Raw genomic sequence first — 20566 nt, 5'->3', positions numbered from 1 at the left:
TTGACGACGTACCTCCCTCCTTTAGGGGGAGGGGGCGAAGGGGGAGGGCGAGGCTCCTGCAGGCACACACAAACCCGCCATCTACACCAAAGAGCAGATCCTCGCCTACAGCAACGGCAACCCGTCGGAGGGCTTCGGCGAGCGGTACCGCATCTTCGACAACGACCGCAAGATCGCCCGACTCCCCGGCCCCCCTTTCCAGTTCATGGACCGGGTCACCGGATTGCGCGGCGAACCGTGGCAGATGGTCGCCGGCGCCATGGCCGAAGCCCAATACGAGATTCCCGCCGATGAATGGTACTTCAAAGCGGAGCGTCAACCGCTCATGCCCTTCTGCGTGCTATTGGAGGCGGCTCTGCAGCCCTGCGGATGGCTGGCAGCCTATGTGGGCTCGGCACTCAACAGCCCTACGGATATTTCTTTCCGCAATCTGGGGGCAACGCGGTTCAGCATCGCCCGGTCACACCGGACAGCGGTACCATTACCGCCACCGCCACCATGACCAAGGTCGCCACCAGCGGCGGCATGATCATCCAGGAGTTCGACTTCAGTGTCGCCGACGAAAAGGGAATCATCTACGAAGGTGACACCATGTTCGGCTTCTTCTCCCGTGAGGCTCTGGCCAACCAGGTGGGGGTCCGCGATGCAGTCATCTACCAGCCGACCGCTGAAGAGGAAAAGCGAGGGCGCAGCCTGTCTTATCCGTCAAACGCGCCTTTCCCGGACAAGATGCTGCGCATGATCGACCACATCGATCTCTTTGTCCCGGACGGAGGTCCGAAAGGGCTCGGCTATGTGAAAGGCATAAAAGAGGTGGACCCTGACGAGTGGTTCTTCAAGGCCCATTTTTACCAGGATCCTGTCACACCGGGCTCTCTGGGCTGGAATCGTTCCTCCAGCTCTTGAAGTTTGCTGCAGTAGAGCGCTGGGGCTGCAATGCAGGGGAAACCATTGCCGTCATTGCACTTGGGCAAAGGCATAAGTGGCTCTACCGGGGGCAGGTGGTTCCCGCAAACAGCAGGGTTACGGTCCACGCATGGATCACTGCAGTGGACGACGAAGAACGGAAACTGACCGCCGATGGTTTTCTCTCCGTAGACGGGAAAACCATTTATCAAATGAACGACTTTACTGTAAAACACGGGTAAAAACATGAGGTACTCAAAAGTACATATCGAGGCTTTGGGCTATGAACTTGCACCGGTGGTCATAACATCGTCCGAGCTTGAATCGCGTCTGGAGCCACTTTACAAGTCCCTTTTCCTGGCCCCCGGCCAGCTGCAGGCCTTGACCGGCATCCGCGAACGTCGCTGGTGGGAGCCCGGCTATCCATTGTCACAGGGAGCCATCGCAGCCGGGAAGAAGGCTCTGGATGCCAGCGGCATCGCACCGGCGGAGATTGGCGCCCTCATCTACACCGGCGTCTGCGGGAACAGTTCGAGCCTGCCACCGCCTGCCGCGTTGCGGCTGGTCTCGGCATCCAGGGCAATGCCGCTGTCTTCGACCTTTCCAACGCCTGTCTCGGAGTTCTTAATGGCATTCTGGATGTGGCGAACCGCATCGAGCTGGGGCAGATCAGGGCCGGGTTGGTTGTTTCCTGCGAAAGCGCCCGGGAAATAAACGAAATCATGATCGGACGGATGCTGGAAGAGAGGAACATGGAGCATTTCGCCGTTTCCCTCGCCACCCTGACCGGAGGATCGGGAGCGGTTGCCGTGTTGCTTACCGACGGCTCCTTTTCCGGCACCGGTCGGCGCCGCCTGGTGGGTGGGGCAACCCAGGCCGCCCCTGAACATCACCGCCTCTGCCTGTGGGGCATGGTGCCCGATGGCAAAGGTGGCTACAAGCAGACAATGAGCACCGACGGCGTTAACGTCATGAATTACGGCGTCGAACTGGGCCTGCGCACCTGGCAGGCATTCCTGAAGGAAGTTGCCTGGAAAAACGAGGACGTCGACCGGGTGGTCTGCCACCAGGTAGGTTCCGCCCACCAGAGCGCCATTTTGAAGACCCTCGGCATCGCCAGCGACAAGGATTTCACCACCTTCGAATACCTGGGCAACATGGGCACCGTCTCGCTGCCCCTGACCGCGGCCATTGCCGACGAGCGGGAGATGCTGGAGCCGGGAGAAAAGGTGGCCCTGCTGGGCATCGGCAGCGGGCTCAACTGTCTGATGCTTGGGGTGGAGTGGTAGACCAAACCCACCCCACAGTCCTTCTCCCCCCGGGAGAAGGTGGCCGGAGGCCGGATGAGGGGTGGCCGTTACCACCGACCTTTACCATCGCCCCCTCTCCCTAACCCTCTCCCACAAGGGAGAGGGAACTATAAGCAAAAGGCAATCTTTTAATGGCCATGGACATAACAAAACACTATCCCTTTACCGGCAACTACCTGGACCTGAATGGCCTGGCCTACCACTACCTTGACGAAGGAAGCGGCGACCCGGTGGTCATGGTCCACGGCAATCCCTCCTGGTCCTTTTACTACCGCAACCTGGTCCTTGCCCTCAGGGACCGCTACCGGTGCATTGTCCCCGATCACATGGGCTGCGGCTTTTCGGACAAACCGGACGATGACCGCTACGACTATACCCTTCCACGACGGGTTGACGACCTGGAGCGACTCCTTGATCACCTTCAACTAAGTAAGAACGTCACCCTGGTGGTCCACGACTGGGGCGGGATGATCGGCATGGCCTATGCCGTCCGCCACCCGGAGCGGATCAAAAGCTGGTAATCCTAAATACAGCAGCTTTCCATCTGCCCAAGGAGAAGCCGTTTCCCCTGGCCCTGAAAATCTGCGGGATACAATGCTTGGGACCCTGCTGGTCCGCGGTTTCAACGCCTTCAGTCTGGCCGCATCCTTTGTCGGCTGCAAACGGAACCCCATGAATGCCGAACTGCGGGAAGCCTATCGCTCCCCCTACAACAGCTGGCAGAACCGCATCGCCACCCTGCGCTTCGTTCAGGACATTCCCCTCACCCCCGGCGACCGCAACTATGACATGGTCAGCAGTGTCGAGTCTGGGCTGGACCAGTTCCGCAACCTGCCCATGTCCATCTTCTGGGGCGAAAAAGATTTTGTCTTCGATCGCTTTTTTCTCGCCGAATGGGAGCGTCGCTTCCCACAGGCCGAACTCCACCGCTATGCGACGGGGGACACTATATTCTTGAGGACATGAAAGAGGAAGTAATCCCCTTGATCTCAGAATTCCTAAGCCGAACCGAGCGAGGAACACCATGAGCAGAGCCGGTTTCGTCAATATCGCCGCACATCTCCCCGAAATGGCCAGCCGCCAGCCCGACACCCCAGCCATCATTTTCCCCAACAAGAATTGCTGCCTGACCTTCAGCGAATTGGACCGTCTGAGCGACCGCATCGCCTATGGCCTGGAAACCTACGGCATCGGCCGCGGCGTTCGAACCGTCCTGATGGTTACTCCTGGCCCCGACCTGTTTACCCTGACTTTTGCCCTTTTCAAGGTGGGGGCGGTACCGGTGCTGGTCGATCCGGGACTGGGGGTGAAGAACCTGAAAAAGTGCCTGGCCGATGCCGAGCCCCAAGCCTTCATCGGCATTCCCAAGGCCCATATGGCACGGAAAATCTTCGGCTGGGGAGAAGACACCCTGCGCACCTTCGTCACCGTCGGCCGGCGCCTGTTCTGGGAAGGAATCACCCTGGCGGAACTTGTCGCCGGCCAGGGGGAACGAGCTTTTCCCATGGCCCCGACCGACCGGGACGATATCGCCGCCATTCTTTTCACCAGCGGCAGTACCGGTTCCCCCAAAGGAGCAGTTTACACCCACGGCAACTTCGCCGCCCAGGTGGAGGCCCTGCGCCAGGTCTACGGCATCGAGCGGGGGAGATCGATCTGCCCACCTTCCCCCTGTTCGCCCTTTTTGCCCCTGCCCTGGGGATGACCGCCGTTATCCCGGAAATGAACTTTACCCGGCCCGGTTCGGTAAATCCGCGGAAGATCATCTCTGCCATAGAGAAATATCATGTTACGACAATGTTCGGGTCCCCCGCCCTCATTAACCGGGTCGGCCGCCATGGGGTGAAGAAGGGGAAGAGACTCCCCTCTCTGAGACGGGTCATCTCAGCCGGTGCCCCTGTGCCAGCGGCAGTAATGGAACGCTTTGCCGCCATGCTCAGGCCGGACGCCCAGATTTTCACCCCATACGGAGCAACGGAAGCCCTGCCGGTCTGCTCCATAGGCAGCGATGAAATCCTCGGCGAAACCCGGGCCATCACCGAGGCCGGTGGCGGAGTCTGCATCGGCAGTCCAGTGGAAGGCATAAGGCTGGAAGTGATCGAGATCAGCGACACTCCCATTGATCAATGGGATGATGCCCTGCGCGCCCCCATCGGCAAGATCGGCGAGATTGTCGTTCAGGGAGAACAGGTAACGCGACGCTACCATAACCATCCCGAAGCAGACCTGCTTTCCAAGATAAAGGACCCGGCAACCGGCGGCTTTTTCCATCGCATGGGCGACCTGGGGGGAGAGACGAACAGGGGCGGATCTGGTTCTGTGGCCGCAAATCCCATCGGGTGGTAACCCCTGAGGAAACCCTCTTCACCATTCCCTGCGAGGCAGTCTTCAACACCCATCCCTCCGTCTTCCGCACAGCCCTGGTGGGAGTCGGAGAAAAGGGAAAGCAGCTGCCGGTTCTCTGCGTGGAGCTGGAAAAAGGAATCAGGGCCAATAAGGAGAAGGTGCGACAGGAGCTGATGGACCTGGCCAAGGCCCACATCCATACCCAGGGAATCAGCACCATCCTCTTTCACCCGGCCTTTCCGGTGGATATCCGCCATAATGCAAAGATATTCAGGGAAAAGCTTGCCGTCTGGGCAGCACGGAGCCTTAAATGAAAGCCCTTGTTACCGGCGGTGGCGGGTTTCTCGGCAACGCCATTGTCCGGCTGCTTATGGCCAGGGGCGATGACGTACGCAGCTTCTCCCGCAGTGAATACCCGGAGCTTGCGCAACTGGGGGTGGAACAGGTTCAGGGGGATCTGGCCGATACCGAGAGGATGACTACCGCCGCTGCCGGATGCGACGTTGTCTTCCACGTGGCAGCCAAGGCGGGTATCTGGGGCGATCATGCCGACTACCACCGGGCCAACGTTACCGGCACGGAAAACGTCCTGGCCGCCTGCCGAAAGCAGGCCATCAAGCGCCTCGTCTATACCGGTTCACCCAGCGTGGTCTTTGATGGACGGGATGTGGAAGGGAGCGACGAATCCCTACCCTACCTGGAACATTACGAAGCACACTATCCACAGACCAAGGCCCTTGCAGAGCAGCTGGTGCTGGCGGCTAACAGTCCTTCCCTTGCCACCGTCTCTTTGCGTCCCCACCTGATCTGGGCCCCGGCGACAATCAACTGGTACCGCGGATCATCGCCCGCGCCAAAGCAGGCAAGCTGCGCCGCATCGGCAACCGCCCCTGCCTGGTGGACACAGTTTATGTGGACAATGCTGCACAGGCCCATCTGCTCGCCGCCGACCGCCTCACATACGACAGCCCCATAGGGGGCAAGTCCTATTTCATTTCCAACGGCCAGCCGATCCCCCTCTGGGAGATGGTCAATGCCATCCTCGACGCCGCTGGACTGCCGCCGGTGACGCGCACTATCCCGCCACAGGCCGCCTATGCCATAGGCGCGCTCTGCGAGCAACTATGGAAATTCCTCCCCCTGAAAGGCGAGCCCCCCATGACCCGCTTTGTCGCCAAAGAGCTTTCCACCGCCCACTGGTTCGACATTTCCGCCGCCCGTCGTGATCTGGGTTATCAGCCGGAAATAAGTATTGCCGAAGGCTGAAACGCCTGAAAACCTGGCTCTCCGAAAGGGAGGCGTAAGATCCATGCCCCTTGCCCACGGAGAAGTGCATGTCCATTTTTATTCCCTGGATGTTGAAAGTGCGGAACTGCAGCGACTTGAGCAGCTGTTGTCTGCCGATGAGCTGGCACGGGCAAAACGGACCCTCAACCGGACGGTACGAAACAGGTTCATAGCCGGACGGGGGATTCTCCGCCGCATCCTCGCCCGATATCTGGAGAAAGAACCGGAGTGTGTGGTCTTTGCCGAAGGGGAACAGGGCAAACCGTATCTGGCTGACCGGGCGGAGCATCAAAAGCTCCGTTTCAACCTGACCCATAAGCATGAGCGGGCTGCTCTTGCCGTCAGCGGAGGCTCTGAGCTGGGAATAGACCTGGAAGAGTTGCGGGAGACCATTCCCTTTTGCAGGATGGCGGAACGTTTTTTTCTCTCAAAGGAAAGCGAGGAACTGTTGAGCCTGCCCCCTGAACAGCAGCTGGCTGCTTTTTACCGCTGCTGGACCAGGAAAGAGGCCTATCTGAAAGGACTCGGCACCGGCCTGACCCGCCCGGCGAACAGCTTCGGCGTTTCTCTCCTTCCAGGCCAGCCACCAATCCTCGACGATCTACAGTATCCAGAGCTTGGCCGAAAATGGACTCTCCATGACATCAGCGTTCCGGTGGGCTACTGCGCAGCCCTGGCCATAGAAGGGGAGCCTACTGCTTTAACCTGCTTTCCCTGGACCTGACATTCCTATTTCCCCGGGTCACACGGTGTCCCATGAGGTCGATCTCCAGATCAAGTATTCGCATCAGGCTCCTCATTTAAGTGCTCTTAAAATCTATCACATGGCTTTACAAAGCAAGATCTCTCGGAAGACCGCCCGATGCAGCTGTTCAATTAGGATTAAAGTTGGAAATAAAACAACCGATAAAGGTTCTAGCGAGTTGTCTTTTAAAACAATGAATTCTTTGCGGAGGTCACATGTCGGAAATAGTCCCCATTTCCCAAGCAGAGCAGAAAAAAAATGAAATCATCCAAATGGTAACATTTGCTTTAGAGCGGGAAGAGTATGGAGTGGAAGTTCTGAGCGTCCGTGAGATCATTCGCATGCCCGAGCTGACCAAGATGCCCAATGCTCCCCATTATGTGGAAGGGGTTATCAACCTGAGGGGCACGGTCATCCCGGTCATATCGCTGCGGAAGCGGTTCAATCTGGATGACCATGACCATGACCGCAACTCACGTATTCTGGTCATGGAACTCAGGGGAGGCAATCTCACCGGTTTCATAGTCGATTCAGTGGCCGAAGTGATCCGCATTCAGAAGAGCTCGATTCAGCCTGCGCCGGACGTGGCTCACCAGGATGGCATGCAGGATTGCATCACCGGCATCCTCGATCACAACAACCGGCTGCTGATACTCCTGGACCTGAACCTGCTCTTTGCCGACGAAGAACATGAAGAGCTGTTGGCCGTGATGTAATCCAGATAAAAAGATCAGGTTGGCCGTGTTGACTCTCCATGGGAACCATGATAGAGGTGGGACCATGGACGAGCAGCAAAAAGAAATTCCCTTTGGCGACCGCATCATCATGCATGTGGATATGAACGCCTTTTTCGCCTCGGTGGAACAGCAGAACGACCCTCGCCTCCGGGGTAAACCGGTGGCGGTGGTCGGCTCATCCAAAAGAACCATCGTCACCACCTGCTCCTATGAAGCCCGTGCTTTTGGCGTGAAAACCGGCATGGCGCTCTGGGAGGCAAAGCGCTGCTGTCCGAATCTGATTCTGGTGGTAGGAAAAAACAGGGAGTATACCCGTATTTCCTCCCTGATCATGAAGCTCATGTATGACTTTACGCCGCTGGTGGAAACCTTTTCCATCGACGAAGCCTTCCTGGACATCTCCGGTTCACTCTCCCTGTTCGGCACTCCGGAAAATATCGCTTCCCTGCTTAAAGCCCGCATTGGGGACCAATTCGGCCTTACCTGTTCCATCGGCATTGCTCCGAACAAGCTTCTGGCCAAGCTTGCCTCCGACATGCAGAAACCGGACGGGCTGACCGTGATCAAGCCTGCCGAAGTGGCCCTGACCATGGATCGAACCCCGATCAGGGATATGTGCGGCATCGGCAAAAAGACCGAAAAACGCCTGACCATGCTCGGCATTCGCACCTGCGGAGACCTTGGACGATTTTCGGTCAAGCTGCTCAGGCAGAAATTCGGCATGGTGGGGGAAGCTCTGCACCGCATGGGGCTGGGAATCGATGACTCGCCGGTGGTTCCCCAGGAAGAGTCCGACCTGGTCAAATCTGTGGGGCACAGCATGACCCTGGAGAAGGATCTGGAGAAAAGGGAGGATATCCTCAGGTATCTCCTGCAGCTTGCCGAAATGGTCGGCAGAAGGATGCGGCGCTATGGGGTTGCCGGAAAAACAGTCTGTCTCTCCGTACGCTATGCGGATTTCTTTACCAATTTTTCCCGGCAATTGACACTGCCGGAATATACCAACCTGAGCGCAGAAATATACCGGGGGGCGGTGACCCTTTTGGACAGTGTCGAACTGACCCAGCCGATACGCCTCCTGGGGGTAAAACTTTCCAACCTGCGCCATCAGGACGAGCAGCTTCCCCTGTTTGAAGGTGAACGGAAAAAAGCCCATCTGGCCAAGGCCATGGACGAAGTAAACAGCCGCTTCGGGGAGTTTTCCGTCACCTACGGCACCCTCCTAACCGTTGATGAAAAAAGAGGATCATTCGTTATCTCGCCGGCCTGGCGGCCACAGGGGATCAGGAAGGTGGACGTGGAATAGCTGCTGGTAGGGCTCCTGCAACATGAAAACTTTTTTCATAACAGAGCGACAAAAAGTGTCAAGTTTGGGCTGAAATCGCCGATAAGCAGATCATCTTTCTTTTAGAGAAAAATTCCCTGTGTCGCACTTCCCATACATTTAACCAAGGCCCATCAGGGTTCTGACCACCCTCCTCCACCAGATCCGATTGTTTTGGCCCTATCCGGAAACATCACGGGAAACCATTGAAATTTGAAGGCGGGATACTGTTCTGCCATTGTCAGCCGCAGCATTGGGTATGGTGCTTGCAGAACTGGGAGTCTCCATGAAAATATATAACTCGTTCAAATCATAAGAAAAGTCCACGTCCCGCTCACCATAATGGTCGTGCCGCATTCCAGGGGCTGCTCCCGCAGCATCAGGATACCGTTCATTGTGGCCGTCCTTTGCTGCTGCATGTCCGTCGTCGGCGGTGTATACACGTATCCCTGACCATCGAGGCATTCAACTACCAGCAACTGAAAAAGCGATATGCCGGTATTTCCAGTGAAGTCTCGGAAATGCGCTCGACGATGATCTCCCTCAAGGAATCGGAAGCTCAACTCAAGCAGCTTGTTTCCCTTGGCTCACGCAGCAAAATCCTGAAGAATCTCGACACTTCCGAAAGCGGTTCCATAGATATCGAGGAACTGAAGAGCCAGGTTGCAAAATCCATGGATACGGTCAAGGAAATCAAATCATACCTGCGCAAGGAACGTGTCACGGACCTGGCAACACCCCAGGGATGGCCTGCTTCCGGGCGCGTCAGCTCGCTTTTCGGCAACCGTGAGCATCCCCTTTATGGAATAAGGAAATTCCACTCCGGAGTGGATATTTCCCTTCCCACCGGCACCCCGCTTCATGCCACCGCCGATGGTGTCGTCAGTTTTTCGGGCAGGGCCGCCAACAACGGCAACATCACCGTCGTCGAACATGGTTTGGGATACAGCACCATCTACGCCCATAACTCGAGAAACCTGGCCCGTGCCGGGCAGACGGTAAAGCGGGGAGAAGTCATCGCCTATGCCGGGTCAACCGGCGCTTCCACCGGCCCCCATGTCCACTACGAGATCTGGAAAAACGGCCAGAGCATCGATCCCATGCCATTTCTGAAGCGCAACTGAATTTCATGAAGCCCCTGCATCAACGAAAGGAGCAAATACATGTTCAGCAAGAAACACTCTAAACTGGAAGTGGTCATCGGCGCCGAAACCGTCATCAAGGGAGAAATCTCCTCCAAAGGAACGGTGAGGATCGATGGCAGACTTGAGGGGGACATCACTGCAGATTGCGTTATCATCGGCGATTCTGGCTCGATTGTCGGAGATGTGGCAGCCAAGACCTTTATCGCAGGAGGCAAGCTTCACGGCAACGTCCGCTCCAGTGAAAGCGTTGAAATACTCCCCCGCGGGGAAATAAACGGCGACATCATGACAGCGAGACTTTCGGTCGCCGAAGGGGCAATGTTCGAGGGCCATTCCATGATGCAGAAGAATCACAATCTTGAGTACAAGCCGGTGGAAGTAATCCAGTAAAATGGGATACTGATGATTCGACGGAGTTGAGATGACAGAAGATCCTTCGCCAGGACAGGGACTCCCCCCCAAGCTGCCCAGTATCTGGGCTGTTGGTGGCGGCAAGGGGGGAGTCGGAAAGTCCGTGATCGCCACCAATCTCGGTGTGGCCGTGGCACGAATGGGTCTGCACTGTGTGCTGGTAGATGCGGACCTTGGCGGCGCGAATCTGCACACCATGCTGGGAGTATCGGCTCCAAAGGCAAGTCTTGCCAGCATCTTCAACCACGAATCCGCATCGCTCAGCGACATTCTCACCCCCACCGGCGTTCCCAACCTTCACCTTATCAGCGGGGCACAGGCGCTGCTGGATATGGCCAACCCCAAGCACACACAGAAGCTCAAACTGATCCGCCAGCTAATATCCATGGATGCCGACGTGATCGTATTGGATTTAAGCGCCGGGTCATCTTTCAATGTGCTCGATTTCTTCAATACCGCCCATGACCCCATCATGGTCGTTGTCCCCACCCCCACATCCATAGAAAATGCCTACCATTTCCTCAATGCTGCTCTCCACCGCCGTTTCATGCAGGCTGTGGCAAAAGCCGAAGTGACCGAACTGGCAAGAAAGGCCCTTGCGGACAAAAATGCCCACGGCCTCCGTTCGCCCCGTGAATTGTTGCGTTATCTCTGCCAGGAGCATCCCGATGCCGGATCGACCATAGGCAGCATAATGGCCAGCCTGCGTCCCAAACTCATTGTCAATCAGGTACGCCGCGAGGAAGACATGCAGCTGGGTGATCAGATTGGCGATGCCTGCCGTGATTTCTATGGCGTGAGACTGGAAAATCTGGGGGGGCTCCGCAATGATGATCGGGTAATTTCCTCGATACTAGCCAGAAAGCCTCTGCAGTCGTCCCAGCCCGGCTGCCAGTTCTCCACGACCATAGAGGGGATGGCCATGCGACTTGTTAACCATGACAGGGAGGGCGCAGCATGAATGAATCGTACGAAATCCTGGGCCTGAATTCAGGTGCGGACCGCTCTGAGGTCAGACGTGCTTATCAGCGGCTCAGGGATCTTTATTCACAGGACTCTCTGGCAATTTACTCACTGGTAAATGAATCGGAAAGGAAAGGCCGACTGGAACAGATAGAATCTGCCTATCAGGGCATCCTGACCTTTCTGCGGCAGCGAAAGGATAAAGAGGAGAATGATTCCGTCGAGGATTCTCCATCAGCCTCCATGCCAGACCCTGAGGTGGCTACCGGGGCCTACCTTCGCTGGGCGCGGGAACAGGCAGGACTTTCCATAAGACAGCTGGCGGATCGGACCAAAATAAGCTCAGGCAAGCTGGAAGATATTGAATCAGAGCGGATCGACCACCTCCCCCCTCCGGTCTACCTGCGTGGCTTTGTCTTTGAATTTGCCCGCAGTCTGGGCCTTGCCAATGCCTTTCAGCTTTCGGAATTATACCTGCGGCGAGTATCTGCAGATCCGCGCGACTAAGGCTGCTGCCTTGCCTTGCCTTGCCTTTCCTTGTTCTTTGCCCTTACCTCTCCATCCTGAACGAAAAATAGCCCCCGGTTTCCCGGGAGCTATTTCGTTTTCATTGTATGACGCGCTGCTTATCAGAACCTATCCCATAACGAATACCCTATTTACATGGCAGATATTCAGCTTACCAGGACTCCCGTCCATGGCATGAGTTGGCACAGGTACGCGCCGATGGATTCCACCCTATGGTGCTGACCACATTTTTGACACCATTGCTGTGGTTTGCCGAATTTACTGTTGTGGCGCTGTAACCGGCGCCATGACAGGTGGAGCACGAACGGCTGCGATGTTTTGAATGTTTCCCGTTCGCCGGAGGAAGGGCATGGCAGCTGCCGCAAACAGGCGCAGGAGCAGGCGTCGGTGCCGGAGTTATGGTTGCCAGTGCATCGGCGATACCCTGAACCTGGCTGGAACTCAGTGAAGAGAGCGTTCCCATGCCGCCTGCATTGTTATTGATCGCGGTCTGGATACGGGCAGCAGTTGACCCTGCCTTGCCGGAGCTTGCCAATGGGCCATGACAGCCGGCACAATTGCCGGCATAGAGAGCAGGACCATCTATGGCTGGTGTCGGTACAGGTGTCGGTACAGGTGTCGGTACAGGTGTCGGTGCAGGTGTCGGAGCTGGAGTCGGTGTTGGGGTAGGTGTTGGTGTTGGGGCGACGGCAGCAAGTACATCAACAATGGCCTGTAGTTGCGCGGTGCTCAATGAGGAGAGCGTGCCCATTCCAGCAATGTTGTTGCTGATGGCTGACTGGAGACGAGTCATGGTCGTTCCCTTTTTGCCTGAGCTTGCCAGCACGCCATGGCAGCCGGCGCAGTTGCCGGCATAGAGGGCGGCGCATCAATCGGTGTTGCAGGTGTCGGCACCGGCGTTGGCGCAGGTGTCGTTGGTGCCGGAGCCGGTGTGGGTGTGGATGCAGCTGTAGCAAGAGCATCGACAATAGCCTGTTTCTCCGTGACAGTCAGCGATGACAGGCTGCCCATCCCGCCTATGCCGGAATTGATGGAGGAATCAAGCCTGGTAAGGGTCATTCCCTTTTTGGTCGAGGTGGCCAGGGCTCCATGACAGCCGGCGCAGTTGCCGGCGTAAAGGGCCGGGCCATCAACAGTGACGGGTGGCGCAGTGCCTGGCGCCGGACTTGGTGCCGGTGTTGGATCGGGTGTGCCGGTCGGCGGCGATGACGGTGCAGTTGCAAGGGCCATGGCAATAGCCTGTACCTGTTCCGGTGTCAACGTTGACAGGGAACCCATACCCCCTATTTGCGCGTTAATCGCCGATTGAATGCGAGCCACTGATGCCCCTGGCTTTGTGGAAGAGGCCAATGGGCCATGGCAGTCGGCACAGTGGCTAGCGTAGAGCCTGCCCCGTCCAGTGATGGCTGAGTCTGGGCTGGAGAAACTGCGGGAAGATTGCCGGCGGTAAAAGTACCGTTCATCATGTTGGCAATGGGCGCAGTGAAAATGGCGCCCCCCGTTGCACGGTTGGTGACGGTGACCGTTTCCCCGGCGGTCTCTATTTTTACTCCGTCGAGCATGGCGTCCAGGCCGGTGTGATTGGCAACAAATGGACCGGACAGGGGATCGACAGTCACCCCATAGGCGTCCAAGAGCGGTTTCAGTTGGGAGGTCACCTGTGAGATAGACGACTGCAAACCGCTGGAAATGCGTATCTTCGACTCTTTGCTGGAGTTGTAGAGGGTCTCCGGATCGGTCACGCCGGCTGCATTGGCAACAATAAGATGGGAAAGAGGATTGATATTGGCGGTACCGGGAGCACTTGCGAAAGAAACAAGAGATTGGGAGCCGTTGGCGTCGGAGGTCCACTGCACTTTGACGATGAATGGGGCCGTAAGGCGGATACATTGATAACATACGAACCATCTTTGCCCGTTGGGGCCGATAGTTCTTTGGGAGTTGCAGCTGAGTCTTTCAGATAGACCTGGCCGGCGATAGGCAAACCTGTTGCGGCGATGCCGGATACGGTGGGTGGGGCTGCTGTTCCCTTTGAACCGCCACAGCCTGACAACATCATCGTTGCGGCTGTGGTGCCGATCAGAATCAACCGAGTAAATAATTGGTGCATTCACTTCTCCTTTGCTGTTGTTGCTTCCTTAAAGCCGCCTTTGGTACGAGGTGGTTTTTGGGATTTCGGGTTACGCGCGCTGGCCGAAAGATCCCGTGTTGGTGGTAGTTCAGGGGATTGTCGAACTAAATTGCAGGTATAAAAAAAGCCGGGCCCCGAATATCTGTGATATTTCGGCGACCCGGCTATCTTCGTGAGATCCTGTAGGCTTTCCGTCCCACCCTCGCGGATGGTTTAGTATTTTCGTCTATCTGAACCTGCGTTTTTTTCGTACTGTGGCAATAAAAAGCCCTGTTTTTCTATCAAGGAACATTCCTGGAAGGGCATAGTGTGGTTCCATTGCTCATTAAAGCGGCTGATATTGCTTTCAACAAGGGGGATATTAAAGAATATGTAGCCCCTCCATGCATGGTTGAATGGCCATCATTCCAATGGGGTCAAAAACCACAATGGCCCCTCGTGTCATTGGCTAATCGAATATATCGCGGTACACCTTTACCGTATGTGACCGCTATCACCGGATAAGGAGTCAGTTGGTGTTCCCGGTTTTACGCGCTCGTACTGCTGGGTGAAGATAAGCTGCCCCAGTGGAGCAGTAAAGATGATGCCGATGAACAGAGCCACTGCACCGGCGAAAAATATCACATTCCCCACCAGATACGCCAGCAGCCAGTTGGCGAAATCAGCCTGGATGGTTTCGAAACACCATTTGTAAGCATCCGTGATATTTGCCCCCTTGTCGATGATCAGGAAAGCGCCGGGAAAAACGACGAAGCCCACGGCAATGGAGCAATACTGCCAAAGAACGGCACGGCGTTTAGGACAAAGCCGATAATGACGTTGATGAGGATATAGAGGAAAAGGTTGGGAAAGCAGTCCCAGGCATTGAAAAGATCCCCCACCTGAGCGGTCCCCTCCCTCCGCGACACCTTGATGACGGACCGCACATAACCGGCGATGAAACCCACGTTGGCGATGGGAATCCAGACCACCAGCATAAAAACCAGCGTCAACAGTACCAGGTCCGCCAGGTTGTTCTTCCAGATTTCCACCCCATTGCCAAAGACGGCACCAAAGTCTGACCGGCAGGCGGTTCCCGTGCGCCGGACATCGCCGATCATGGAACCGCAATGTTTGCACTTGACGGCGCCGTCGAGGATTTCTTCTTTGCAGTAGGGGCATTGCATGCATTGACTCCTTTCAAGAAAAGATCATTTAGACTCCTATTGCAGCAACCTTCACCATTCCCTCCCGATAATCAATTTAATTTATCCCCTGACAAGTCTATCACCTGATCCGTTATTTCAGTGAACGAAACATCATGCTGATGAGGAAGAGTTGATCATACCAATGCTCCGTCACCTCTTCCTTGCCGTGATCTATGGCACGGAAGGCCTGGGCGAGATTTGAGCGCCGGGAGGCATCCAGATTGGACGTCGGCTCATCGAAAAAGGCTACGCGGGCGCCGATCGTCTGCAACAAGGCCAGACGCAGGGCCACCACAGCGCTCATCACCTGTCCTCCGGATAACTGATCGTCCGTACGCTCACGGATGGTGCCATCAGCCATGTCTCGCAGCACAATCTGGTAATTGTCCCCCCAGTAAAGCTCTTCATCGGATTCGGCAATGGTCCGATAGATACTGTCGGCGCGGAGGCTGATCTCCTCGCGGAAACGCTCGGAAAGCTGCGCAGAAACATTTTTGAAGACTTTATTGCGGAGGAATTTTACCAGTTCATCCTTCTTCTTGAGCTCCTTCATCTCAGCCTGCTTTTGCTTTATCTCATCCTGGACCTTCTCAAGCTCCGCAATTTCAGCAGTCAGTCTCTTCATATTCTGAGCAAGGTTCTTCAGACTCTCCCGCAGAGTTGCCTCACCGGCCTGAAATTCCTCCTTCTTCTTCTGTGCCTCTGCATGCGCCTCGACTGAATATGCCGCTTCCAATTCAGCGAGCTTTTTCTCTTTAACCTCTTTGTCTTTTGCCAGATCCTCCAAGCGCTTCACATATTTCCCCAGGATCTCCTGCCGCTTTGGCAGATCCAGAGCCAGCGGTTCGGCCTGCAGGAACCGTTCATGGTCCTGTTGGGTCTGTTTTTTTACATCCTCACATCCGCTGATAGCACCTTCCACATCTGCATACGCGGCAAGCATTGTCAATGTATCCTGTTTCGCTTTGCCTGCCTCTGTTGCAGTTTTACGATGAAGGCCAGCCGACTTCCTTCTGTCGACTATTCGCAGTTCATCTGCGACATACTCCTTCTTACGTTTCTCCAACTCCTCCGATAGTGCATCCAGCCGCGCTTTTTCTGCGTTGATGACCATCATCGGCTCATCCAGGGAAGTCTGCATCTTGGCAAGGGTGAGATTAACCGACTCGGCAAGGTCGTGGCAGCCCTGCTCCCAATGCTCAAGGGCTTGAAGCTGTTCGGCAGCAGTACCGGAAAAATCTGCTGCAACCAATCGTTCCCCCTCTTTACGGCACTGCTCGACTCCATGGGCGTCTATCCAGCGTCCGAAGGCTGTGAGCACAGAGACACTATCCAGCTGTTTTACACGCTCAACCCGCTCTTTCTCCCGTTCGCGCCGCTCCCGCTCCAGGTTCTCGATCTCGTTCCGCAACAGGCGGAATTTCTCCACCTCCTTACCGGCAGCCTCTGCATCCGCGATTTTCTTTTCCACTGCGGCAATTGTATGGGCATGGGCCTCGATCATGGCATCCAACTGCCGCTTCTTGCCGGCAAATACATCAAGAGATGCTTTTCCGCCGAGATTACTGCACTCCTCCTGAAAGAAAGGGCATAAGCCTTCTGCCAGCTTTTGCTCTCCCTCGATGATACCGGCTCTAGTGCCTTCCAGTTTTGCCTTAGCCGCCTGAGCTTCCTCACGCTCCCTGCGCAAGGTCTCCAGGTGCCTGCCTTCTCTTTCCAGTCTTGCTCAGCAAGGAGAAGCGCCCTCTTCTCGTGCACCAGCCCGTCGATCTCCGCGAGCCTGCCCAATGTCACTCTCAGATAGGGTGACAGAGTTGGAACCTGATGCAGGGAAAGCTCTCGGAAGCCTGAAGCTACTTCCAGATGTCGCGCAATGGCAGCCTGCTGCTTTTTCTCCCGATCCTGTAACGCTAAAGAAGTCTGTTTCAGCTCCTCTTCCTGCTTTTTAAGAGCCTCCCTTCCCTCTTTCAGGGTTTTCTCCTGGGAAGCCGCTTCCTTATCCTCATGATCGGCCGCCTGAATAGCCGAGGCCTGCTTGTTTCCCAGCTCGGCTATTTCTTTTTCAAGAGCCTGTTTTGCCTTCTCCTGCTCTCGCAGGTCGATCAGCCTTTTTCCCGCCGCCTCGAAGCGTTCTTTTCCGGGTTTTGCTTCCGCTACTATCCGTGCAGCATTTTCCGCCTGCTCCACCTGAGTCTTTTGGTTTGCAACATGCTCGTTCCCAGAGGAGATACTTTGGACAACCTGAGCCAACTCATTGCGTACACCATCAAGACTGGTCTTCTGCTCTTCCATTTTCTGCAACTGCTCATTGATCAATGCAAGAGACGCCGTTGTGCTTTGCAACTCCGCTGTTTTCCTGCTCTGCTCCTCATTCAGACTTGTAAGTTCCTTCTGCCGTTCAGGGAGTACTGCAACACGCTCCTCTTTTCCGGCAATCTCGCCCTCAAGTGCACCGATCTTTGTCTTGATGATGCTACCCAGTTCTTTTGTTCCCTCAAAGGTCTTCCGCCACGAATCTATCCCCAGGATCTCGTCGAATGCCTCTTTCCGCTTGCTTTGCTGCTTCAGAACGAACGGCCCGAGAAACTCATTCTGAAATGGCCCGATCACCAGTTTGAATTGATCGGCCAAGGACCGCCCGACGGCAAGGCCCAGTAGCTCCTTTATCCTGGCCTCCGTCTCCTCCATATTGGCGTGGTCTTCGATCTCGAATTCACCGCCGGTTTCCTTGGCAAGTCTCCAATTGGCAGGGGTTCCCACCGTGCGGCTCACCCGATAGGTCTCGCCATTGTCGGTGGTGAAGGTAACAGTTATTTCCCCCTTTTTGGCGCCGATAGTCAGGAAACGGTCCACATTGGAAACGAAATCGCGGGCATCGACGCCGAACATGGCGTAGCCGATTGCCTCGAAGATGGTGCTCTTGCCGATGCCGTTTGGCCCGGAGAGGACATTTATTCCGGGCGAGAAATTTATCTCACTGTCTCGGTGGGATTTTATGTTTTTCAGATGAATGGAGATGATTTGCATTTTTGAAACCTGTTCACCACGAAGGCACGAAGAAAGGCTTGATTTATAAGATTCGCTGTGAAGTTAATGCACAAATTTATTTAGGTTTTGACCGGTCATGCTGGTTCATCAAGTCTTCGTGATCTTCGTGTCTTCGTGGTAATTTATTGGCTTGTTCAGATGTTCATCATGAACAGGAAGAAAGCTGATCTTATATCACTGTACCATTCTGAAACCTGTTCACCACGAAGGCACGAAGAAGACCTTGATTTGTGAGATTCTGTGTGAATGTTGGTTCTTCGTGACCTTCGTGTCTTCGTGGTAATTCGTTTTATCAGCTTTCTTCACCTGTTCACCATAAACAAGAAAAAAACTGATCTTATATCACAGTACCATTCTTTTGATTCCATCTTTGAGAAGCACTGCGTTGAAATTAATCAGAAGGCCTGTTTTGAGGCTGATAGTTTCAAATAAGTGAGGATTTGTGCCTCATGGATCGGCAATAGTTTTTCGACGCATTTCAACTCCAGCAGGATTTCTCCGCCGGCAACAATATCGATCCGATAGCCACATTCCAAATGCTTGCCTTTGTACGTTACAGGCAAATGCTTCTGGCGCTCGTATTGTATTTGACGTAGCCGCATTTCATGGCAAAGGCACTCTTCATAGGCTGATTCCAGAAGCCCCGGTCCCAGGTTGCGATGGACCTCAATAGCCGCAGCAATGACTTGAGCAGAAATATATTCAAATTTCATGTCGTCCTTTCCTCACCACGAAGACACGAAGAAAAAACATGATTATGCCTTTTTACACTATTTTCCACAGCAAGTTTCCCGCAGGGAAGGTAAATTTATTTCGCTTTATGCATAGGCGAGATGGAATTGTGCCGTTCTTCGTGCCCTTCGTGTCTTCGTGGTATACATGTGGCTGACAATGCACCAAAATCAGGACACCAGCTTTTAATTCCGAGGGAAATTGCTTTTGGTTCTTCAGCTGTTCCTCGTGTCCTTCGTGCCTTCGTGGTGACCAGAAAGAAGGTCCAGAAGCTCTTCCCCCTCAATGTCCCCTTTCAACACATGGTCGCGGATAGTCAGCGCAACGCTCACCAGTTCTGCCTCTTTCCCCTTCCAGTCGCTGTTCGTCCCGATCAGCTCCCGCAGCACGTCCCGCTCGATGTCGGCCAAATTCCGGTGTTCCTTCTCCTCAAAGCCGCTGCCGGTGACCAGGGAAAGGTGGTTCTTGATCTCGCAGTGCAGTGGGTCTACAAATTCTTCCAACAGCCGCCGTAACCGCTCACGCCCCAGTTCAAATGGATGGAAACGCACTCGTCCAGTCACCTTCAACTGAATCAGCGGCTTCTCGCCAACATTATGGAGCTTGTCGGCAAGCTCTTTCTTGAGGGTCTCCATGGCATGTTCGACATCATCAGCTCCATCAACGCTCACCGTTACCGATTGCATGGGACGAGGTGCGGTGGTGCGGAATTCGGGGATATACTTGCCATCCTCCACTTTGACCGTCCAATACCCTTTGTCATATCCTTCTTCGCCAAAGTTGACCCGCTCGGGTGAGCCGGGGTTGAAGGCATAGGGGCGGCCGTCTGGGGTGGACACAGTGTAGAATTTATGCCCATGGCCCAGCGCCACGTAATCGAAGCAATCCGCAAGGGGCAGGGCTTCTTCAGGCTTGATGTTGCCGATTTCCACAGGCGAATAGGTCCAGATACCCACATGGAAGAGAAGGATATTGTTCCTGGTTGTCACCGCCTCACAAATACGCGGCACATGGAACCCGCCTGTGCGCCTATATAGCCGAGGCCATAAATGTTGACTCCGTCGATTTCAATGCGGCCCCCGCTGCCGGTCTCTTCGTCAAAGAGATCGAACCGGTAGCCGCCGCTCTCGGTTCGGGTTGGGCGAAGGAGCTTGATGTAGCCCATCTGGGAGAGCGCCTCCATCCAGGAAATGCTGTCCCGGCGGTGAATCCAGTCATGGTTGCCTTCTACGGCGATGCAGGGGATACCCGCATCCTTCAGCGGTTGTAGGATTTCGATTGTTTTGGCGAAGGTCTTGGGGAGGATTTGGCCGGTGTGGAATAGGTCGCCGGAGATTAGGATAAATCGTGCCTTCTCGGCAATGACATCGGAAACGATACTGCCAAGTGTACGGAAGAAATCATCATAGCGGGTAATTTTGCCGTCGGAGGTGCGGTAGGTTTTGCCGAGGTGGATGTCGGCGGTGTGAATAAAACTGATCATTCAATTAACGTCCGCATTAAAGTTAACATTGTAATGACGCAACACTTCTCCATAAGGGCCAGCGGCAGAGTGATTATTAACGATACACTTCCCGGCGGTGGCCTATCCTGACAACCAGGACAGTCAAAATTTCCTGCTCAATTCGATATATGATTCGATAATCGCTTACTCTCACACGATACAGACCGTTGCTGTTCTTGAGCTTTTTTACTCCCGGCGGCAGCGGATCGTCTACCAGTCCAAGGATGCAGGCATCCAGCCGTTTCAGCATTGGTTTGGGGAC

General features: G+C 55.1%; 22 protein-coding genes, 3 pseudogenes and 1 riboswitch. Of the genes and pseudogenes, 16 read left to right on the top strand and 9 right to left on the bottom strand.

The features are described 5' to 3' along the window. Window positions 1-205 precede the first annotated feature (205 nt). The 16 genes and pseudogenes from JCM15764_RS29655 (at window position 206) to JCM15764_RS10995 (ending at window position 11681) form a co-directional block, all read left to right on the top strand. Window positions 206-502: a hypothetical protein gene (locus JCM15764_RS29655; RefSeq protein WP_279384385.1), complete on the top strand. Its 297-nt coding sequence runs from the start codon at window positions 206-208 to the stop codon at window positions 500-502. After that, window positions 499-1148: pseudogene (locus JCM15764_RS29650) on the top strand (hotdog family protein). Before JCM15764_RS29655 ends, JCM15764_RS29650 begins: the two are co-directional and overlap by 4 nt. A 165-nt stretch (window positions 1149-1313) precedes the next feature. Further along, entirely contained in the window at window positions 1314-2195 is an 882-nt protein-coding gene (locus tag JCM15764_RS11045; RefSeq protein ID WP_243688773.1) for a 3-oxoacyl-ACP synthase III, read from the top strand. Between the two features lie 152 nt (window positions 2196-2347). Next, complete coding sequence (locus tag JCM15764_RS29645; RefSeq protein WP_279384383.1) at window positions 2348-2737, top strand: alpha/beta fold hydrolase; 390 nt, start codon at window positions 2348-2350, stop codon at window positions 2735-2737. A 73-nt stretch (window positions 2738-2810) separates the two neighbouring features. Continuing rightward, entirely contained in the window at window positions 2811-3182 is a 372-nt protein-coding gene (locus JCM15764_RS29640) for a hypothetical protein (protein WP_279384382.1), read from the top strand. A 58-nt stretch (window positions 3183-3240) separates the two neighbouring features. Continuing rightward, window positions 3241-3921, top strand: a complete 681-nt coding sequence (locus JCM15764_RS29635) for an AMP-binding protein (RefSeq protein ID WP_279384381.1) — start codon at window positions 3241-3243, stop codon at window positions 3919-3921. Then, window positions 3918-4562: an AMP-binding protein gene (locus JCM15764_RS29630; RefSeq protein ID WP_279384380.1), complete on the top strand. Its 645-nt coding sequence runs from the start codon at window positions 3918-3920 to the stop codon at window positions 4560-4562. The genes JCM15764_RS29635 and JCM15764_RS29630 overlap by 4 nt, the downstream gene beginning before the upstream one ends. Continuing rightward, entirely contained in the window at window positions 4556-4876 is a 321-nt protein-coding gene (locus JCM15764_RS29625; protein ID WP_279384379.1) for a hypothetical protein, read from the top strand. The genes JCM15764_RS29630 and JCM15764_RS29625 overlap by 7 nt, the downstream gene beginning before the upstream one ends. Then, window positions 4873-5567, top strand: a pseudogene (locus JCM15764_RS11030) (NAD-dependent epimerase/dehydratase family protein); the annotation flags it as partial. The gene JCM15764_RS29625 and the pseudogene JCM15764_RS11030, both read left to right, overlap by 4 nt. A 304-nt stretch (window positions 5568-5871) precedes the next feature. Then, the gene (locus JCM15764_RS11025) at window positions 5872-6573 is read left to right on the top strand and encodes a 4'-phosphopantetheinyl transferase family protein (RefSeq protein ID WP_054695620.1); all 702 of its coding nucleotides are present in this window, start codon (window positions 5872-5874) and stop codon (window positions 6571-6573) included. Window positions 6574-6809: 236 nt separating this feature from the next. Then, on the top strand, window positions 6810-7310 hold the full coding sequence (locus JCM15764_RS11020) for a chemotaxis protein CheW (RefSeq protein ID WP_012648241.1): 501 nt from the start codon (window positions 6810-6812) through the stop codon (window positions 7308-7310). Window positions 7311-7374: 64 nt separating this feature from the next. After that, the gene (dinB, locus tag JCM15764_RS11015) at window positions 7375-8637 is read left to right on the top strand and encodes a DNA polymerase IV (protein ID WP_054695599.1); all 1263 of its coding nucleotides are present in this window, start codon (window positions 7375-7377) and stop codon (window positions 8635-8637) included. Window positions 8638-9062: 425 nt separating this feature from the next. Next, window positions 9063-9779 (top strand): M23 family metallopeptidase, encoded by a 717-nt coding sequence (locus JCM15764_RS11010; RefSeq protein WP_054695596.1) that lies wholly within the window; start codon window positions 9063-9065, stop codon window positions 9777-9779. 39 nt (window positions 9780-9818) lie between these two features. Beyond that, the gene (locus JCM15764_RS11005; protein WP_054695594.1) at window positions 9819-10190 is read left to right on the top strand and encodes a bactofilin family protein; all 372 of its coding nucleotides are present in this window, start codon (window positions 9819-9821) and stop codon (window positions 10188-10190) included. 31 nt (window positions 10191-10221) lie between these two features. Next, window positions 10222-11172 carry a P-loop NTPase gene (locus JCM15764_RS11000; RefSeq protein ID WP_054695592.1) on the top strand — a complete coding sequence of 317 codons (951 nt, stop codon included), beginning with the start codon at window positions 10222-10224 and terminating at the stop codon, window positions 11170-11172. Continuing rightward, window positions 11169-11681, top strand: coding sequence for a helix-turn-helix domain-containing protein (locus JCM15764_RS10995; protein ID WP_054695589.1), 513 nt, complete (start codon window positions 11169-11171; stop codon window positions 11679-11681). Before JCM15764_RS11000 ends, JCM15764_RS10995 begins: the two co-directional genes overlap by 4 nt. Window positions 11682-11853: 172 nt before the next feature. Here the strand turns inward: JCM15764_RS10995 and JCM15764_RS23020 are convergent, their stop codons facing one another. The 9 genes and pseudogenes from JCM15764_RS23020 to JCM15764_RS10945 form a co-directional block, all read right to left on the bottom strand. Then, entirely contained in the window at window positions 11854-12495 is a 642-nt protein-coding gene (locus JCM15764_RS23020) for a c-type cytochrome (protein WP_243688772.1), read from the bottom strand. After that, window positions 12492-13052: a c-type cytochrome gene (locus JCM15764_RS23015; protein WP_439645284.1), complete on the bottom strand. Its 561-nt coding sequence runs from the start codon at window positions 13050-13052 to the stop codon at window positions 12492-12494. The genes JCM15764_RS23020 and JCM15764_RS23015 overlap by 4 nt, the downstream gene beginning before the upstream one ends. Continuing rightward, window positions 12986-13816, bottom strand: a complete 831-nt coding sequence (locus JCM15764_RS10980; RefSeq protein WP_054695581.1) for a hypothetical protein — start codon at window positions 13814-13816, stop codon at window positions 12986-12988. The genes JCM15764_RS23015 and JCM15764_RS10980 overlap by 67 nt, the downstream gene beginning before the upstream one ends. A 168-nt stretch (window positions 13817-13984) precedes the next feature. Further along, window positions 13985-14061, bottom strand: a riboswitch (cyclic di-GMP riboswitch). Between the two features lie 246 nt (window positions 14062-14307). Further along, window positions 14308-14592, bottom strand: coding sequence for a hypothetical protein (locus JCM15764_RS10975; RefSeq protein WP_054695578.1), 285 nt, complete (start codon window positions 14590-14592; stop codon window positions 14308-14310). Next, the gene (locus JCM15764_RS10970) at window positions 14559-14999 is read right to left on the bottom strand and encodes a zinc ribbon domain-containing protein (protein WP_054695575.1); all 441 of its coding nucleotides are present in this window, start codon (window positions 14997-14999) and stop codon (window positions 14559-14561) included. The genes JCM15764_RS10975 and JCM15764_RS10970 overlap by 34 nt, the downstream gene beginning before the upstream one ends. 1521 nt (window positions 15000-16520) lie before the next feature. Continuing rightward, window positions 16521-18047, bottom strand: a complete 1527-nt coding sequence (locus JCM15764_RS10960) for an AAA family ATPase (protein WP_054695570.1) — start codon at window positions 18045-18047, stop codon at window positions 16521-16523. Window positions 18048-18463: 416 nt separating this feature from the next. Then, complete coding sequence (locus JCM15764_RS10955) at window positions 18464-18781, bottom strand: GxxExxY protein (RefSeq protein ID WP_243688770.1); 318 nt, start codon at window positions 18779-18781, stop codon at window positions 18464-18466. A gap of 234 nt (window positions 18782-19015) precedes the next feature. Further along, a pseudogene (locus JCM15764_RS28250) lies at window positions 19016-20283 on the bottom strand (metallophosphoesterase family protein). 76 nt (window positions 20284-20359) lie between these two features. Further along, the gene (locus JCM15764_RS10945) at window positions 20360-20554 is read right to left on the bottom strand and encodes a type II toxin-antitoxin system RelE family toxin (RefSeq protein WP_243688769.1); all 195 of its coding nucleotides are present in this window, start codon (window positions 20552-20554) and stop codon (window positions 20360-20362) included. Window positions 20555-20566: the final 12 nt, after the last annotated feature.

The sequence above is a fragment of the Geotalea toluenoxydans JCM 15764 genome, from assembly GCF_001311985.1.
Taxonomy (GTDB): Bacteria; Desulfobacterota; Desulfuromonadia; order Geobacterales; family Geobacteraceae; genus Geotalea; species Geotalea toluenoxydans.
The sequence above is the reverse complement of the archived record's forward strand: the minus strand, read 5'-3'. Positions and strand labels throughout refer to the sequence as shown.

What these genes read in the sequence shown, in the direction of transcription:
- JCM15764_RS29655 (WP_279384385.1), top strand. Translation starts at nt 206, where the DNA reads ATGGACCGGGTCACCGGATTGCGCGGCGAACCGTGGCAGATGGTCGCC.
- JCM15764_RS29645 (WP_279384383.1), top strand. Translation starts at nt 2,348, where the DNA reads ATGGCCATGGACATAACAAAACACTATCCCTTTACCGGCAACTACCTG.
- JCM15764_RS29640 (WP_279384382.1), top strand. Translation starts at nt 2,811, where the DNA reads ATGCTTGGGACCCTGCTGGTCCGCGGTTTCAACGCCTTCAGTCTGGCC.
- JCM15764_RS29635 (WP_279384381.1), top strand. Translation starts at nt 3,241, where the DNA reads ATGAGCAGAGCCGGTTTCGTCAATATCGCCGCACATCTCCCCGAAATG.
- JCM15764_RS29630 (WP_279384380.1), top strand. Translation starts at nt 3,918, where the DNA reads ATGACCGCCGTTATCCCGGAAATGAACTTTACCCGGCCCGGTTCGGTA.
- JCM15764_RS11025 (WP_054695620.1), top strand. Translation starts at nt 5,872, where the DNA reads ATGCCCCTTGCCCACGGAGAAGTGCATGTCCATTTTTATTCCCTGGAT.
- JCM15764_RS11020 (WP_012648241.1), top strand. Translation starts at nt 6,810, where the DNA reads ATGTCGGAAATAGTCCCCATTTCCCAAGCAGAGCAGAAAAAAAATGAA.
- dinB (WP_054695599.1), top strand. Translation starts at nt 7,375, where the DNA reads ATGGACGAGCAGCAAAAAGAAATTCCCTTTGGCGACCGCATCATCATG.
- JCM15764_RS11005 (WP_054695594.1), top strand. Translation starts at nt 9,819, where the DNA reads ATGTTCAGCAAGAAACACTCTAAACTGGAAGTGGTCATCGGCGCCGAA.
- JCM15764_RS11000 (WP_054695592.1), top strand. Translation starts at nt 10,222, where the DNA reads ATGACAGAAGATCCTTCGCCAGGACAGGGACTCCCCCCCAAGCTGCCC.
- JCM15764_RS10995 (WP_054695589.1), top strand. Translation starts at nt 11,169, where the DNA reads ATGAATGAATCGTACGAAATCCTGGGCCTGAATTCAGGTGCGGACCGC.
- JCM15764_RS23020 (WP_243688772.1), bottom strand. Translation starts at nt 12,495, where the DNA reads ATGACTCGTCTCCAGTCAGCCATCAGCAACAACATTGCTGGAATGGGC.
- JCM15764_RS10970 (WP_054695575.1), bottom strand. Translation starts at nt 14,999, where the DNA reads ATGCAATGCCCCTACTGCAAAGAAGAAATCCTCGACGGCGCCGTCAAG.
- JCM15764_RS10960 (WP_054695570.1), bottom strand. Translation starts at nt 18,047, where the DNA reads ATGCAAATCATCTCCATTCATCTGAAAAACATAAAATCCCACCGAGAC.
- JCM15764_RS10955 (WP_243688770.1), bottom strand. Translation starts at nt 18,781, where the DNA reads ATGAAATTTGAATATATTTCTGCTCAAGTCATTGCTGCGGCTATTGAG.
- JCM15764_RS10945 (WP_243688769.1), bottom strand. Translation starts at nt 20,554, where the DNA reads ATGCTGAAACGGCTGGATGCCTGCATCCTTGGACTGGTAGACGATCCG.